The organism is Actinoplanes sp. CA-051413 (genome assembly GCF_050955795.1).
Lineage (GTDB): Bacteria > Actinomycetota > Actinomycetes > Mycobacteriales > Micromonosporaceae > Actinoplanes.
On the sequence record NZ_CP192100.1, the window covers coordinates 5,403,703 to 5,418,976 of the forward strand.

13 protein-coding genes are annotated in these 15,274 nt (G+C 72.9%); 7 read left to right on the top strand and 6 right to left on the bottom strand.

What is annotated here, in order from left to right; genetic code table 11:
* Positions 1-6: 6 nt before the first annotated feature.
* Positions 7-654 (bottom strand): GOLPH3/VPS74 family protein, encoded by a 648-nt coding sequence (locus ACQP2Y_RS25505; protein WP_433717547.1) that lies wholly within the window; start codon positions 652-654, stop codon positions 7-9.
* 336 nt (positions 655-990) lie between these two features.
* On the opposite strand from ACQP2Y_RS25505, the gene ACQP2Y_RS25510 reads away from it, so the two are divergent.
* The 4 genes from ACQP2Y_RS25510 (at position 991) to ACQP2Y_RS25525 (ending at position 5,493) form a co-directional block, all read left to right on the top strand.
* The gene (locus tag ACQP2Y_RS25510; RefSeq protein WP_433717548.1) at positions 991-2,280 is read left to right on the top strand and encodes a DUF1800 domain-containing protein; all 1,290 of its coding nucleotides are present in this window, start codon (positions 991-993) and stop codon (positions 2,278-2,280) included.
* A gap of 53 nt (positions 2,281-2,333) precedes the next feature.
* Positions 2,334-3,554, top strand: coding sequence for a DUF1501 domain-containing protein (locus tag ACQP2Y_RS25515; RefSeq protein ID WP_433717549.1), 1,221 nt, complete (start codon positions 2,334-2,336; stop codon positions 3,552-3,554).
* Between the two features lie 64 nt (positions 3,555-3,618).
* Complete coding sequence (locus tag ACQP2Y_RS25520; RefSeq protein ID WP_433717550.1) at positions 3,619-4,389, top strand: dioxygenase family protein; 771 nt, start codon at positions 3,619-3,621, stop codon at positions 4,387-4,389.
* Positions 4,390-4,494: 105 nt separating this feature from the next.
* Positions 4,495-5,493 carry a TerC family protein gene (locus ACQP2Y_RS25525; protein ID WP_433717551.1) on the top strand — a complete coding sequence of 333 codons (999 nt, stop codon included), beginning with the start codon at positions 4,495-4,497 and terminating at the stop codon, positions 5,491-5,493.
* A gap of 59 nt (positions 5,494-5,552) precedes the next feature.
* On the opposite strand, the gene ACQP2Y_RS25530 is transcribed toward ACQP2Y_RS25525, so the two are convergent.
* From ACQP2Y_RS25530 to ACQP2Y_RS25540, 3 genes are all read right to left on the bottom strand, one after another.
* Positions 5,553-5,798 (bottom strand): hypothetical protein, encoded by a 246-nt coding sequence (locus ACQP2Y_RS25530; RefSeq protein ID WP_433717552.1) that lies wholly within the window; start codon positions 5,796-5,798, stop codon positions 5,553-5,555.
* A gap of 255 nt (positions 5,799-6,053) precedes the next feature.
* On the bottom strand, positions 6,054-8,285 hold the full coding sequence (locus ACQP2Y_RS25535; RefSeq protein ID WP_433717553.1) for a M4 family metallopeptidase: 2,232 nt from the start codon (positions 8,283-8,285) through the stop codon (positions 6,054-6,056).
* A gap of 89 nt (positions 8,286-8,374) precedes the next feature.
* Entirely contained in the window at positions 8,375-11,161 is a 2,787-nt protein-coding gene (locus ACQP2Y_RS25540; RefSeq protein ID WP_433717554.1) for an AAA family ATPase, read from the bottom strand.
* Between the two features lie 193 nt (positions 11,162-11,354).
* Between ACQP2Y_RS25540 and ACQP2Y_RS25545 the strand changes: the two genes are divergently transcribed.
* The 3 genes from ACQP2Y_RS25545 (at position 11,355) to ACQP2Y_RS25555 (ending at position 14,417) form a co-directional block, all read left to right on the top strand.
* A complete protein-coding gene (locus tag ACQP2Y_RS25545; protein ID WP_433717555.1) occupies positions 11,355-12,140 on the top strand; it encodes a thioesterase family protein in 786 nt (261 codons plus the stop codon).
* Between the two features lie 8 nt (positions 12,141-12,148).
* On the top strand, positions 12,149-12,643 hold the full coding sequence (locus tag ACQP2Y_RS25550; protein ID WP_433717556.1) for a hypothetical protein: 495 nt from the start codon (positions 12,149-12,151) through the stop codon (positions 12,641-12,643).
* Positions 12,644-12,740: 97 nt separating this feature from the next.
* On the top strand, positions 12,741-14,417 hold the full coding sequence (locus tag ACQP2Y_RS25555) for an alpha/beta hydrolase (protein ID WP_433717557.1): 1,677 nt from the start codon (positions 12,741-12,743) through the stop codon (positions 14,415-14,417).
* Here ACQP2Y_RS25555 and ACQP2Y_RS25560 read toward each other — a convergent pair.
* Complete coding sequence (locus tag ACQP2Y_RS25560) at positions 14,398-14,808, bottom strand: VOC family protein (protein WP_433717558.1); 411 nt, start codon at positions 14,806-14,808, stop codon at positions 14,398-14,400. The genes ACQP2Y_RS25555 and ACQP2Y_RS25560 overlap by 20 nt on opposite strands.
* 5 nt (positions 14,809-14,813) lie before the next feature.
* Entirely contained in the window at positions 14,814-15,245 is a 432-nt protein-coding gene (locus ACQP2Y_RS25565; protein ID WP_433717559.1) for a helix-turn-helix domain-containing protein, read from the bottom strand.
* Between the last annotated feature and the right edge of the window lie 29 nt (positions 15,246-15,274).

Consider the following 15,274-nt stretch of genomic DNA (forward strand, 5'->3'; position numbering starts at 1 on the left):
GGGGTGTCAGGCGCGGCGGGCCATCACGGCGTCGCCGACGGCGGCCTCTGCGTGGCCGACGAGATGCTGCAGCGTGGCCGGCATCCGCCGGCGCAGCTGGTCGAACAGGTGGTCACGCTCACGGGCGTCGAGCGTGACGAGCACGTGCTGGTCGAGGCCGGTGGCCAGCACCAGCCCGGCCAGCACGAGATCGGGGCCGTCCAGCAGCTCGCCGCGGGTGGCGGCGATCCGGATCCGGGTGCCGGGCCAGGCGGCGGTCGCGGGGTCGGTCGGCACGAAGCGGACCTTGGTGCCGAGCAGGCCGCGCTTCTCTTCCCGGCGCACCAGCCCGGCGCGGGCCAGGCGCCGCTCGACGAGTTCGGTCGAGACGCCGGTGGCCAGGAAGGCGATCCAGTCGCGGATCTGGCGGTGGTGGCTCTCGCGCAGCAGCTGCTCCAGGACGGCGGCGGTGGCCGGTTCCGGGGTGGGCCGGTCGTCGAGCACGGTGACCTGGTTGTCGTACAGCTCCAGGCGGCGCCAGAAGACCAGCTCGCCGAGCAGGCCGGCGGCCAGGCCCAGGCCGAGGGTGGCCGGGGTGAGCAGGCAACGGCCGCGGGTCGCGTCGTGGGCGGCCAGATACAGGTCATCGGCGAGCGGCAGCTGGGTGGTCGCCACTCGACGGTCTCCTTTCCCTCGTACGCGGACACGGCCGAGCGACCGCGGGCCGTGACGACGGGCGGTGAGGGCAAGCTGACCGAGGTATGACGGCGGCGCCACGACCGGTTACGGTCAGCGGCGTCCAAGCAACACCGCGTAGCTTGCCAGCGCCCCGGGCGACGCGCAATGTCCAGAGTGGCCGGATCCAGAATGCATCCTGCACGAAGACGCTGAGCTGCGGTTATGCCGCTCCTGAGATCGAGAAAGTTAACATCGTCTTCATCTGCCGAACGCGAACCCGGCCCGAACGCGACCCTTACCGAACGCTTACCCGCCGGCCCTACCGTCGTCGGCATGACCGAACGTGTCGCGGTGTCCCATCTCCTGCGCAGGCTGACCTTCGGGCCGACGGCCGCCGAGGTCGACGCGGCCGAACGCGCGGGGGCCGGCGCCACCCTGGACAAGGTGCTCGAGCCGATCGGCCGTACCGTCGAGCTGCCGGGCCTGGCCCCGGGCGGCACGCCGCCGAGAGGCGCGAGCCGCGAGGAGAAACAGAAGGCCCGGCAGACCGCCCGCGCCCAGCTCACCACCGCGACCCGATGGTGGCTGGCCCGGATGGCCACGGAGTCCGGCGCGGCCGAGAAACTCACCTTCTTCTGGCACGGCCACTGGGCCACGTCGGCCCAGAAGGTCCGCTCGGCGCCGCTGATGCTCGCCCAGCAGCAGACGCTCCGGCGCTACGGCGGCGGGACGACCGGGCCACTGGTCCGGGCGATGCTGCGTGATCCCGCGCTGATCCTCTGGCTCGACGGGCAGAAGAACAGCCGCAAGGCCCCGAACGAGAATCTCGCCCGGGAGCTGATGGAGCTGTTCACCCTCGGCGTCGGCAGCTACGGCGAGGCCGACGTCAAGGCCGGGGCGCGGGTGCTCACCGGCTGGCAGGTCGACCGGGCGGCCGGCACCGCGAAGCTGCTCCCCCGCCGCCACGACGACACGCCCGTCACGCTGCTCGGCAGCACCGGCCGCTTCGACATCGACTCCTACGCCGACCTGCTGGTCCGACACCCGGCGCACGCGCCCTTCCTGGCCCGGCGCCTCTGGGTGCGCTACGGCTCGGGCACGGCGCCGGGGCCGGAGACCACCGCCCGGCTGGCCGCTGCCAGTCGTACCGGCACCAGCGCGATGCTGCGGGCCCTGGTCACCGATCCCGCCTTCGCGGCCACCGCCGGACAGCTCGTCAAGCAGCCGGTCGAGTGGCTGGTCGGCGCGCTCCGGCAGCTGCGCGTCAACCTCACGGAGCTGCCGGAGAACAAGGAGAAGCAACTCCTCGCCGGTCTGCGCTCTCTCGGGCAGGTGCCGTTCCGGCCGCCGAGCGTGGGCGGCTGGCCGGTCGGCGCGGCCTGGCTGACGACCTCGTCGACCCGGTCCCGGCTCCAGCACGGCCAGACCCTGACCGCGCTGGCCGGCGTCGCGGTCGAGGACCTGGCGGACACCGGCCGCGACGACCGCGTCGAGGCCCTGGCCCGGCTGCTCGTCGTCGACGCCTGGACCGACCGGACCGCGGCCGTGCTGCGAGCCGCGGCCGCGGACCCGCGACGGCTGCTCGCCCTCGGCCTGGCCAGCCCCGAATACGCCGTCCACTGAAGGGACCGTCCGACCGCCCCTCCGCCACCCTTGAAAGGACTGAAGGCGAAACCATGGACACGATCACCCGGCGCCGATTCCTGACCGCCAGCGGCGTCGTCGGGGCCGGCGCGCTCGCGGCCGGCGGCTCCGCCTACGCCCTGCACGACATCCTCGCCACCGCGGGAGACCGAGAGCCCGGCAGAATCCTTGTGCTGGTCACGCTCTACGGCGGCAACGACGGCCTGAACACCGTCATCCCGTACGCGGATCCGGCCTATGCCGCGGCCCGGCCGGGCCTCGCCTACGACGAGGGGCAGGTGCTCGCGCTCGCGGACGGCGCCGGGCTCAACCCCGGACTGAAGGGCCTGCACAAACTGTACGGCGACCAGCGGCTCGCCGTCGTCCGCGGCGTCGGCTACCCGAAGCCGGACCGCAGCCACTTCCGTTCCATGGACATCTGGCAGACGGCCGCCCCGGAGCGCCCCGGCACCACCGGCTGGCTGGGCCGGTGGCTGGACACCGCGGGCGGGGATCCGCGGCTGGCGATCTCGTTCGAGCCGGTCCTGCCGCCATTGCTGGCCGGCGCCACCAGCGCGGGAGCGACCGTCCCGGACGGAGCGCTGACCCTGCCGAAGGGCGTGACGAAGCCGGTCCTCGACGGCTTCGGCACCGCGGCCGCCGGTGAGTCGCCGGCCCAGGCGCGGGCGGCGGCCTGCTTCGCTGACCTGGTCCGGGTGCAGGGGCTGATGACCGACGTCGCGGCCGAGGCGGAGGACGACGACGCCGAGGGCCAGGCGACCGCGACCGGCGGCCAGGCACCGCCGCTGGACCAGCAACTCGCACTGGTGGCCCGCTGCGTCGAGGCGGGCGCGGCCACCCGGGTCTATTCGGTGTCGCTCGGGGGCTTCGACCTGCACGCCGACGAGAAGACCGCGCAGGAGGCACTGCTGACCAAGCTCGACAAGCCGCTGGCCGCGTTCGTGGAGCGGATGGCCGGCACCGAGGCCGGGCGGGACGTGGTGGTCGCGGTCTACTCGGAGTTCGGCCGCCGGGTCAAGGCCAATGCCTCGGACGGCACGGACCACGGCACGGCCTCCAACGTCCTGCTGCTCGGCGCCGGCATCAAGGGCGGCCTTTACGGCGAGGCGCCGAGCCTGACCGACCTCGACGACGGCGACCTGCGCCACACGGTCGACTTCCGGGACGTGTACGCGATGCTGCTCGCCGAAGTGCTGGGCGCCGAGCCGGAAAGGATCCTGGACGGCTGGCGCGGCCGCCTCACATTTAGTTGACGACTCAACTAAAGCGCCGTATCGTGGAGCCTGTTAGTTGAAGCGTCAAGTCTCGGAGGCCTCCATGAGTGCCATGCCCGCCCTGTTCATCAGCCACGGCGCGCCGCCGCTGGTCGACGATCCCACCTGGGTCGGCCAGCTCCAGGAGCTCGCCCGGGACCTGCCCCGGCCGAAGGCGATCCTGATGGCCTCCGCGCACTGGGAGTCGGCGCCGCTGATGCTCGGCGCCACCGAGACGGTGCCGCTGGTCTACGACTTCGGCGGCTTCCCCCGCCACTACTACGAGGTGCAGTACCGGGCGCCGGGCGCGCCCGGGCTGGCCACGCAGATCGAGAAGCTCATGCCCGACCGCGAGCGCGTCACCCGTACCGGCCGGGGGCTCGACCACGGGGCGTACGTGCCGCTCACGGTCATGTACCCGGACGCCGACATCCCGGTGCTGCAGATGTCGCTGCCCACCCTCGAGCCCGACCGGCTGCTGGAGATCGGCCGCCGGCTGGCGCCGCTGCGCGAGGAGGGTGTGCTCATCGTCGGCTCCGGCTTCACCACCCACGGGCTGCCGTTCCTGCGCGACTTCCGGCCGGAGGCGGCGGCGCCGGGCTGGTCGCGGGACTTCGACGCCTGGACGGCCGAGACCCTGGCCCGCGGGGCGATCGACGAGCTGGCCGACTTCCGGGAGCGGGCGCCCGGGATGCCGTACGCGCACCCGACGATCGAGCACTTCGCGCCGATGTTCCTCACCCTGGGCGCCGCGGCCGACCCCGAGCAGAGCCCGGAGCAGCCGATCGAGGGCTTCTGGATGGGCCTGTCCAAGCGCTCGTTCCAGGTCGCCTGAGCCACCGGCGAGGGGAATTCAGGATCTTCCCAGCCTGACCAGGGACCCTTGTGGGTACATTCCGCCAACCGCCCTTGCTGACTCACGCCCGGAGGTTCCTTCCCCATGCTGGAGGTCACCGCGCTCGGCTGGACGCTGACCATCGCGGTCATCGTCGCCCTGCTCGCCCTCGACCTGACCCTCGGTGTGCTGCGCCCGCACGCCGTCGGTTTCCGTGAGGCCACCGCCTGGTCGGTCTTCTACATCGCGATCGCGATCGCGTTCGGTTTTGTCTTCGCCGCGGTCGCCGGCTGGGACTACGGCACGGAGTACTTCGCCGGTTACATCGTCGAGAAGAGCCTGTCGGTCGACAACCTCTTCGTCTTCGTGATCATCATGGGCACCTTCGCGGTGCCGGAGAAGTACCAGCAGGAGGTGCTGACCTTCGGCATCATCATCGCGCTGGTGCTGCGGGTCATCTTCATCGCGCTGGGCGCGACGCTGCTGTCGCTGTTCTCGTTCATGTTCCTGATCTTCGGCCTGATCCTGATCTTCACGGCGGTGCAGCTGTTCCGGCACCGCGACGAGGATCCCGATCCCGACAACGCCGTGGTGCGCGGGGCCAAGCGGCTCTTCCCGGTCACCAAGGAGTTCGTCGGCGGCAAGATGTTCACCCGCATCGACGGCAAGCGGACGGCCACCCCGCTGTTCATCACGCTGATCGCGATCGGCAGCGCCGACCTGCTGTTCGCGCTCGACTCGATCCCCGCGGTCTTCGGCGTCACCGAGGAGGCGTTCATCGTCTTCGCCGCGAACGCGTTCGCCCTGCTCGGCCTGCGGGCGCTCTTCTTCCTGGTGAAGGGCCTGCTGGACCGGCTGGTCTACCTCTCCACCGGACTGTCGATCATCCTGGCCTTCATCGGCGTCAAGCTGGTGCTGCACTGGGCGCACAAGGACATCAGCACGGCGGTGCCGGAGGTCAGCACCCCGGTCTCGCTCGGCGTCATCGTCGCGGTGCTGGTCATCACGACCGTGGCCAGCCTGATCAAGGTGCGCAAGGACCCGGACACGATCGCGCACGCGGGCGCCCTGCGGGCCAGCGAGGACCGGTCCGACCAGGACTGACACAGCGAGAACGGCCCCGGCGACAGTGCCGGGGCCGTTCTCGTGTCAGGTGGTCAGCGTCAGCCGCGATAACCGCCGAGGCCGCTGCCGGCCCGCTGTCGCTCGTAGTCCTGCTGGTTGAGGATCTCGCGGATCTCCCGCGTCTCCTCCTGCGTGTGCCGGCCCAGGATGAAGTCGAGCTCGGCGCGCTCGGCCGGGGTCTGGAACGCCGCGAGCTCGGCGCTGAGCCGGCGCCGGGCGGTCCGCTCGGTGCGACGGTTCGCCAGGTTCACGCGGACGTCGCGCAGCTGGGTGGTGAAAGGCATGATCCTTCTCCTCACGATGAGTGACGGCGAAAGCGTCGTCGCTTCCTGCAACAACCATCCGGCCTTCGGGCTTCCACAACAAACCGACCAGGTAAAACCTCCGCTACAGAAGTGATGGCGGCCACCGGATCCCTGTAGCCCAGGTCACTCTCCGTCGCCAATGTCCTGGTCAGACCATTGCGCCGGCCGGCCGTGTTTCCGGACACAACGAAGGCCCGCGGCGCTCGCCACGGGCCTCCGGAGTGGTGCTTCGGGTCAGAGAGTCAGGGTCCAGGTGTTGATGTAGCCGGTGTCGGCGCTGTAGACGTCACGGACCTGGAGCTTCCAGGCGCCGTTGGCGGCCTCCGAGGAGAGGTTCGCCGTGTACGTCGTGGCGACGTTGTCCGCACTGTCCGAGCTGCTGCTGTTCTTCAGCCGGTACGCGGTCCCGTCCGGGGCCACCAGGTCGACGACCAGGTCACCGCGGTAGGTGTGGACGATGTTGACCGCCACGGTCGAGGCCGACGACGCCGACCGGGCACAGCCGGCGATCGTGATCGTGCTGGTCACCGCCGTTCCGGCGTCCGGGATGGACACGTCCGTGGCGTTGGTGCCGGCACAGCTGCCACCGGTGCCGCCGGTGACCGTCAGCGTGTAGGTGGCGGTGTGCGTCGCCGAGCCGGTGCCCGTGACGGTGATCGGGTAGCTTCCCGAGGGCGTGGCCGCCGTGGTGCTGATCGTCAGGGTCGACGACGAGCCGGAGGTCACCGAGGCCGGGCTGAACGAGGCGGTCGCCCCGCTCGGCAGGCCCGCGGCGGTCAGCGCCACACTCTGCGCCGAACCGGAGGTGGTCGCCGTGGCCACGGTGGTGGTGGCCGACGAGCCGGCCGCGACGGTGCCCGAGGTGGGCGACACCGACACCGAGAAGTCGTTGGTCGGCGTACCGGTGGTGCAGGTGGCCTCGCCGCTCACCGCGGGCACGCTGACCGCGGCCCAGGCCGCCTTGACGGCGTTGAACTCGGCGCAGCTGGGGGCGTACAGGTTCTTCGCGGCGGCCAGCGTCGCGGTCCGGACCCCGGCGTGCTTCCACGTCGAGGTCTTCGACTGCATCGCGTTGTAATAGATCTCGCCGGCCTTGCGAATGCCCAGGCCGGTCACCGTGCTCGAGTTGCAGGTCGGGCTGGCGGGCTGGCCGTTGGTCGGGTTCGAGCCCTCGGCGGCCAGGTAGAACCAGTGGTTCAGCGGACCGGCCGCGGCGTGCACCTCGGTCGACGGGATCGACGACGAGTAGCAGTTCGGGTCGCCGGCGAGCGACGGGTTGTACATGTACCGGATCGGGCCCTGGCCGACCAGGTCGACCTCCTCGCCGACCTGGTAGTCCGGCGGGTCGAGCGGGCTGTTGGCGAACGCCTCGGTCAGCGCGCCGAAGATGTCGCCGGTGGACTCGTTGAGGCCGCCGTTCTCGTTGCCGCTGCCCGCGCCGCCCGGGGTGGTCTGGAAGACGGCGTGGCCGAGCTCGTGGCCGACCACGTCGATCGGGGTGGCCTGGCGGGTGTTCGCCTGGTTGTGGCCGAAGTTGACGTACGAGCCGTTCCAGTACGCGTTCACGTCGGCGAGCCCGACCCGGATCGGCGGCGTGTTGCCATTGCCGAGGATGCCGTTGCGGTTGAACCACGAGGAGAACATGTCGACCTCACGCTGGGCGCCCCACAGGGCGTCGACGCAGGCCGTCTCCAGGTTGGTGCCGGAGCCGGTCCCCCACGCGTCGTCGGTGCCGGTGTACGCCGACCCGTTCTGCCCGCCGCACTTCAGGCCCGGACGGGTGGAGTCGGTCATGGAGAACGAGGAGCCGGAGCCCGACGTGGTGATGGTGACGTTGCCGTAGTAGTAGCCGTTGCCGGAACCCTCACGCACGTAGTCGATCTCGTCGAGCACCGCGCCGGTTGCCGCGTCGACGAAGATGTGCAGGTTGCTCGGCTTGTTCTGCGCCGTACGGCCCTCGACGACGGCCTCGTAGGCCAGCTTCGGGCTCTCCCCGGCGAGGACCTTGAGCTCGGGCGTACCGGCACTGTCCACCTTGGCCAGCCGGGCCTTGGCGATGGCCGCCGCCCGGGCCGCGGTGATCTTCGCGGTGGTGCCGACGGAGATGGCGGCGGTCTCGGCGACCGCGGTGTCCTTGACCGTGCCGGCCGCGTCCGTGGTGACGACGACGTCGCCGCCGACCACGGCCAGGCCCTTGAAGGTGCGGGCGTAGGTCACGTACTGCAGGCCGCGGGTGCCCTGCACGACACCGGTGCGCTTGAGGTCGTCACCGGCGGAACGCCGGAGCGTGGCGGCCTTGCCGGCGCTGCCGACGAGGCTGTCGGCGGAGGCGGCGGCGAGGGCCGCGGGGGCGGGGCTGGGGCTGGGCGCCTGCTGAGGGCTCGCGCCGGCGGGCGTCGCCGCCAGCGCCAGCGCCGCACCGGTGGCCAGGGCCACCGAGGCTGTGATGAGTTTCTGACGTCCCACGCTCGTACTCCTTAACTCGACCCGGTCAGGGCGAGGCCTGGGCGCGGTGTCCCGGGGTCGGGAGGCACCAGGCTGACTGAGCAGTGACGCTATGCATCGACGACCGTCACCGAATCAGGGAAAACCCTTGTCGGTGCGAGCTCGGCCGCCGGCAGCCGGGACGAGAGCTGGGTGCGGGAGCGTACGCCGAGCTTGCGGTAGACCCGGGTGAGGGTCGCCTCGACCGTCTTGACGCTCAGGTACAGCTGGTTGGCGATCTCCCGGTTGCTGGCGCCGTCGCGGACCAGCCCGGCGATCCGCGCCTCGGTCGAGGTCAGCCCGAGGTCGGCCGGCGGCGCGGAACTGCCCTCGGTGCCGGCCAGCGCCCGTTCGGTCTGCTCGGTCCACGGCCGGGCGTCGGCGGCCAGGAACAGCGCCAGCGCCGCACCGATCGCCACCCGGGCGGCCGCGTACCGGCGCCGGCGCCGCTCGGCACCACCCTGCACCAGCAGCGCGTGGGCCTGCTCGATCGGCTGGCGCAGCTCGGCGAAGTGCGCCGCCGCGGCCGCCGACAGCTCGACCGCCGCGTCGGCCTGGCCGCTCTCGGAGAGCACGACAGCGGTGGCCCGGTCCAGATAGCCGGTGACCCCCGGGCTCTCGCCCAGCCGGGCCGCCGCCGCCCGCGCCTCGGCGAGGATCCGCGCCGCCTCGTCGTGCTCCCCGAGCGCGGCCAGCCCACCGGCCAGGTCACCGCGCCAGCGCACGATCATCGGATCGGCCGCGCCACCGGCCGGCTCGCGCAGCCGGCGCAGCGCCGCGACCCCGGCCCGGGTCTCACCGGCGCGGAGCTCGGCCAGGCCCAAAGCGTGCAGGTTCCGGCGCAGGTAGAGGCTGTCACCCTCCTGCTCGGAGGCGCGCATCCCGCGGCGGGCGTACCCGGCCGCGGCGGCCAGGCTGCCCCCGGCGAGCTCGGCCACCGCCGCTGTGTACCAGGTCGGTCCGGGGCTCAGCCCGGCCCGCTGGGCGGCGGCGACGGCCCGGTGGGCGTACCGCAGAGCGTCGCGGCAGCGGCCCGCCCGGGTCGCCACCTCCGCCAGGCTGCGCAGCACCTCGACCAGCGCCTCCCCGGTTCGGTCGTGCTCGGCCAGGGCCAGCAAGGTGAGGAGCTCGGCGCGGGCCTCGTCGAGCCGGTCGTCGACCATGGCGAAACGCGCGGCGAGATAACGCGGGCCCATGTGCAGCCAGCCGGGCGCCTGCGGGGCCGGCAGCGCCAGAGCCTGCTCCAGGGTGCGCGTCCAGCGCGCTTCGCCGCGGATCCGCTGGATCTGGGCCAGCGCGCTGAGCGCCATCGCCCCGGTCGCCGGGTCACCGGCCTGCCGCGCCGCCGCGGCCGCGCCCACCGCCCAGTCCGCCGCCGTGCCCGGGTCCCCGGCCAGCATCGCCGCCCAGGTCAGCCGCAACCGCACCGGCCCGATCAGAGTGACGTCGTCCCCGGCCTCGTGCAGCGCCGCGGCGAACGTCTCCCCCATGTCGGCGAGGGCCTGCCCGGCCAGGTCGATCAGCACCAGCCGGGCGGCGACCCGGTGCCGGGCCGGCGAGTCGGCCGCGGCCAGCACCGCCTCGGCGGCCCGCCCGGCCAGCGCGGGCACCCCGGCGGTCAGGGCGGTGCCGGCAGCGGCGGCGAGCCAGTCGAAGCGTTCGGCGGCCAGGCTGCGCGGACACCGGTCGGCCGCCAGCAGATAGAGCTCAGCGGCGGTGCGCCCGTCGCCGCGGGCCAGCGCCCGCTCGGCGGCGGCGACCAGGTCGACGGCCACATCGGCGTCCGGCCGGCCGCTGCGCAGCGCCCGGTGCCGGACGTTGTCGGTCTCGTCCAGCGCCGCGTTGGCCAGCGCGTCGTGCACCCCCGCCCGCCGGGCCGCCCCGGCGTCCTCGGCCAGCACGGCGGCGAGCGCGGGCGGCACGAACCGGATCGTCCCGCCGTGCACCTCGATCACACCGGCGGTCGCAGCGGCGCGCAGATCCCGGTCGGCGTCCTCGTGACCGGCCCGGATCAGCACCGAGACGGTCGGCTCGGTGGCCAGCGCGGCGACGAGCAGGGTGCCGATGACGGGCGCGGGCAGCGCGTCGAGGCGGCGCCGCAGCAGCGCCCGGGCCGGCTCGGGCAGCGGCGCGGGCCGCCAGGCCGGACCGGCGGTGACCGCCCCGCCCAGGGCCAGCGCCAGGAACGGATTGCCGCCGCTGGCCTCGTGCAACCGGCTGGCCGTCCGGCAGGGCAGGCCCCGCGCCTCCAGCAACGCGGTCAGCTCGTCGGCGGCCAGCGGCGGGACCAGCAGATCGGCGACCGGCGCGGGACACAGCCGGGCCGCCCGGTGCCGCCCGACCGGGTCGGGGAACCGCTGGGCGGCGACCACCCGCACCCGCGGACCCGGGCGCCGCCGCATGGCGAAACCGATCAGCTCGGCGGACTCGGCGTCGAGCCACTGCACGTCATCGATCACGAGCAGCACACACTGGGCGCGGGCGCAGTACGCGAGAAGGCCGGGCAGCACGAGACGGCGGGCCAGGGCGGGGGCGCCCGCGCGCGGAGCGGTGCCCTGGCGCAACACGGCCAGGGCGGTGCGGTGGGCGGGTGGCAGGGCGGCCAGGGACGCCGGCGGCAGCTGCGCCACGAGGTCGGCGATGCCCGCGTACGGCAGACGGCGCTCGGCAGGCGCAGGCCGCAGCCGCACGACCAGCTCTCCCCGCGCGGAGGCCGCGGCGGCGACAGCGTCCAGCAGAGCGGTCTTGCCGATGCCCTCCGGGCCGTGCAACGCCACCCCGCCGCCGGCGCCGAGCCGGGCCTCGACCGCGGCCAGCAGCGACGCCCGGCCGAACAGGGTGGGCGTGCCGGGCTGCACGCGCTTATCCAGGGCCGACTCCCCAGCTAGACCTGATCGAGCATGCTCAGCCTAGGAACCCGGCCGCCAAGCATCAATGCTTGCGCATATGTCATTTTTCTTACGGCTGGACCCGGCCGGCGCCCCGGTTCTTCCCGGCCGCGGGTCCCCGGGCGACCGGATCCACGCCCGGCACGGCCCGTAGGGTCAGGCAATGATCAGCTACTTCGAGCGGGCCGGCGCCGGACGGTTCCGGCCCACCGCCGCGACCGGCGGCGCCTGGGCCGTCGACGAGCAGCACATCAGCCCGATGACCGGCCTGATCGTGCACGCGGTCGAGCAGTTCACCGCCGCCCGCGGCGCCGACGGCCTGGTGGTCGCCCGGGTCAGCATGGACATCCTCGGCGTGCTCAAGCTGGAGGACTTCGAGATCCACGTCGAGACGGTACGGCCGGGACGCACCATCGAGCTCCTGGAAGCCGTCGTGATCGCGAGGGGCCGGCCGGCCGTACGGGCGCGGGTCTGGCGCCTGGCCGAGCTGGACACGGCCGGGGTGGCCGGTGGCGAGGTCGCGGCGCTGCCCGGCCCGGAGTCGGTGCCGAGGTGGCCGATGTCCGACGCGTGGCCCGGCGAATTCATCACCACGCTGGACGTACGCCCGATCGGCCCGGTGCGGCCCGGCCGCACGACCGCCTGGATCTCCACCGGGCTGGACCTGGTGGCCGGTGAGCCGGTCAGCGACCTGGCGAGCTACCTGGCCCTGGTGGACACGGCCAACGGGATCGCGATCCGCGAGTCCCCCAAGGAATGGCTCTTCCCCAACCTGGACCTGACGATCCACCTGCACCGGCAGCCCCGCGGGCGCTGGGTCGGCCTGGACACGTCGGTGGTGTTCGGGCCGCGGGGTCACGGCCTGACCACGACGACGCTGCACGACCTGGACGGGCCGGTCGGCCGCGCGGAGCAGATCCTGACGGTCCGCCCGGCGCCGCGGCGGTGAGCTGGTCGATGTACGCCGTGCCGCTGCACGATCTGGCCATGGACGGGATGGTGGACTGGGCGAGGTCGGCGAGCTTCAGCCGCGGTGTGCCGGATCATGCGCCGCCGCCTCACCCGTTGCCGTCCGTCGGCGATGTCCTCCGCGCGTTCCGGGCGGCGGGGTGCCACGGGACGCCGTGGTTCACGGTCGACGCGACGGGAAACGCCGAGCAGCTCCAGGAGTGTCCTGACCCGTCGGCCTGTCCCCGCACCGACGGACGCGACCTGGGCGAGGTCAGTCTCCGGGCCGGCGATCACGCCGACGGTGACCAGCCGTTGGCGCTGGACGCGGCGGTCCGTTCCCTGTCGTTCCGTAAGCCGGATGGCATGGCGGTCTTGGCGGCGATGTGCGCGCTGACGCCGGTCGCCGGTGCCCAGCTCGTCTACGACGACTCGGCCGACGAGGTGTTCGTGATCCGGCCCGGCGAACGCGTCGAGGACCTCGTCGCCGACTGGCCCTGGTAGCCGCGGCAAGAACCGTGACCACATAGACAGTGACGACTATCCTCGGCGGCGGAGCTCGCGAAGGAAGTCAGTCACTCGACCCGTCACGGGAGTGCTCATGACCCATCCGAAGCAATGGCGCCGCGGAATCGCAGTCGCTGCCGCCGCCACCGTCACCGCCGCCCTCACCACCGTTCCGCTCTCCCCGGCCCACGCAGCAGCCGCGCCCGCATCCCGGGTCGCGTGGACGGCTTGCGAGGACGGGTTCGAGTGCGCCACCGTGCCGGCCCCGCTGGACTACGACCGGCCGCGGGGCGTGCAGATCGGCATCTCGCTGCTGCGGCTGCGCGCCGCTGATCCGGGGCGGCGGATCGGCTCGCTGCTGCTCAACCCCGGCGGGCCGGGCGGGTCCGGTGTGGACTTCGCGCGGGCGGTGGCCCGGGGTCTGCCGGCCGAGATCCAGGCCCGCTTCGACATCGTCGGCTTCGATCCGCGGGGCATCTACCGCAGCACACCGCTGCGCTGCTTCGACACCTATGAGCAGGCGATCGCGGTGCTGCCGCCGTTCGCGTACCCGGAGACCACGGCCGAGGAACGGCGGCAGCGGGTGTCGGACGACCAGCTCGCCGCCGCCTGCGCCCGGCACGGCGGGGCCATTCTCGACCACATGTCCAGTGCCGACGCGGCCCGCGACATGGATCTGCTGCGCGAGGTGCTCGGTGACAAGAAGCTGAGCTATCTCGGCTACTCGTACGGCTCGCTGCTCGGGCAGAACTACGCCAACCTGTTCCCGTCCCGGGTCCGCGCCCTGGTGATCGATGCGGTGGTCGATCCCGTGGCCTGGTCCACCGGGCACGGCCGCGATGCCCGTACCGTGCCGGTCGGCACCCGGATCGCCAGCGCCGACGGCGCCGGCCGGACCCTCGGCGAGTTCTTCCGGCTGTGCGACGCGGCCGGGCCGGACTGCGCCTTCTCCGGCGACGCGAGCAAGCGGTACGCGCAACTGGCGCACCGCCTGCGCGGGCACCCGGCGACCATCGTCGACCCGTTCTCCGGCGAGAGCTACACCTTCACCCACAGCGACCTGATCGCCACCACGCTGGGCGCCCTGTACAGCCCGCAGATCTGGCCCGACCTGGCCTTCTTCCTCGACGCCGTGCACGATCAGCTGACCCCGGCCGTCCTCGGGCAGCGGCTCGCCACCGTCCGCGCCGGGCTCGGCCTGGCCGCCCAGCCGCAGGAGGAGTATCCGAACGACGTCGAGGGCTCCCCCGGCGTCACCTGTTCCGACACCGTCAACCCGCGGTCCCTGGCTGACTGGCAGCGGTCCGCGGACCGCGCCGAGCAGCGCTACGGCTACTTCGGCCGGATCTGGAACTGGGCCTGGAGTGCCTGCGGCTCCTGGCCGCGCACCGCCGGACAGGACCGGCACCTCGGCCCGTGGACGGCCCGGACCGCGGCGCCTGTGCTGGTCGTCGGCAACTACTTCGACCCGGCCACCCGCTACCAGGGCGCTGTCGCCGCGTCCCGGCTGCTACCGAATTCCCGGCTGCTGTCCTACGCCGGGTGGGGGCACGGCGCCTACTTCATCGCCGGCAACACGTGCGTGGACACGAAGGTGACCCAGTATCTGCTGACCAGCCGGGTGCCGGCCGCGGGCACCGTGTGCCGGCCGGAGGGCTCGCCCTTCGACCCGGCGCCGGCCTCGGAGCTGAGCGCGTCCGCCGCGTCCGCGCTCAGCTCCGTCGTGGTGCCCGAGGCCGTCCGCCGGTCGTTCAGGACAACGGCTGGGTGAACCGGATCGCGTTGCCGAAGGGGTCGCGCAGGCCGCAGTCGATGCCGTACGGGCGCTCGGTGGGCTCGTCGGTGAACTCGACGCCGAGGCCCTTGAGGGTCTCGTAGGTCTTGCGGCAGTCGTCGGTGCTGAAGATCAGGTTACCGCCGGTGGCGCCCTTGCTCAGCAACTCGCGGACCTGCTGGGCGGTCTCCTCGGACATCGAGGGACCGCCCGGCTTCTCCAGCAGGATCTGGCGTTCCGGGCGGCCCGGGACCTGCACGGTGAGCCAGCGCATGAAACCGAGGTCGACGTCGGAGCTGACCTCCAGGCCGAGCTTGCCGACGTAGAAGTCGAGGGCCTCGTCCTGGTCCAGGACGTAGATCTGGGAATGGGTGATCGCGGTGAACATGGTCCTCACGCTAGCGGCCCGGCCGGGGCGGAACTTCTCCGAAACTGCTCACTCGGCCGGGTCCACACCTTGGTGAAGCACGTGGGCACGCCGGTCGCCGTGACCTGCCGGCGGTAGTCGCGCGGCGACCGGCCGACGATGTCGCGGAAGGTGCGGCTGAACGTGCCCAGGCTGCCGAAGCCGACCCGGAAGCAGATGTCGGTCACGCTCTCGCCGGTCTCGCGCAGCAGGAACATCGCCCGCTCGACCCGGCGGCGTTGCAGGTAGCGGTGCGGCGTCTCACCGAAGGTGGCCCGGAACGTCCGGGTGAAGTGCGCCGGCGACACGTGGGCGATCCGGGCCAGGGCGGCGACGTCCAGCGGCTGCGCGTACGCGCGGTCCATGGCGTCGCGGGCCCGCAGCATCCGGCGGTTGCTCTGCTCGACAGCGCGGCTCACGAGGCCATGACACCACGGATCACCGGCCG

Coding starts and splice junctions, on each gene's coding strand:
- ACQP2Y_RS25510 (WP_433717548.1), top strand. CDS start 991: ATGACCGAACGTGTCGCGGTGTCCCATCTCCTGCGCAGGCTGACCTTC.
- ACQP2Y_RS25515 (WP_433717549.1), top strand. CDS start 2,334: ATGGACACGATCACCCGGCGCCGATTCCTGACCGCCAGCGGCGTCGTC.
- ACQP2Y_RS25520 (WP_433717550.1), top strand. CDS start 3,619: ATGAGTGCCATGCCCGCCCTGTTCATCAGCCACGGCGCGCCGCCGCTG.
- ACQP2Y_RS25525 (WP_433717551.1), top strand. CDS start 4,495: ATGCTGGAGGTCACCGCGCTCGGCTGGACGCTGACCATCGCGGTCATC.
- ACQP2Y_RS25530 (WP_433717552.1), bottom strand. CDS start 5,798: ATGCCTTTCACCACCCAGCTGCGCGACGTCCGCGTGAACCTGGCGAAC.
- ACQP2Y_RS25545 (WP_433717555.1), top strand. CDS start 11,355: ATGATCAGCTACTTCGAGCGGGCCGGCGCCGGACGGTTCCGGCCCACC.
- ACQP2Y_RS25550 (WP_433717556.1), top strand. CDS start 12,149: ATGTACGCCGTGCCGCTGCACGATCTGGCCATGGACGGGATGGTGGAC.
- ACQP2Y_RS25555 (WP_433717557.1), top strand. CDS start 12,741: ATGACCCATCCGAAGCAATGGCGCCGCGGAATCGCAGTCGCTGCCGCC.
- ACQP2Y_RS25560 (WP_433717558.1), bottom strand. CDS start 14,808: ATGTTCACCGCGATCACCCATTCCCAGATCTACGTCCTGGACCAGGAC.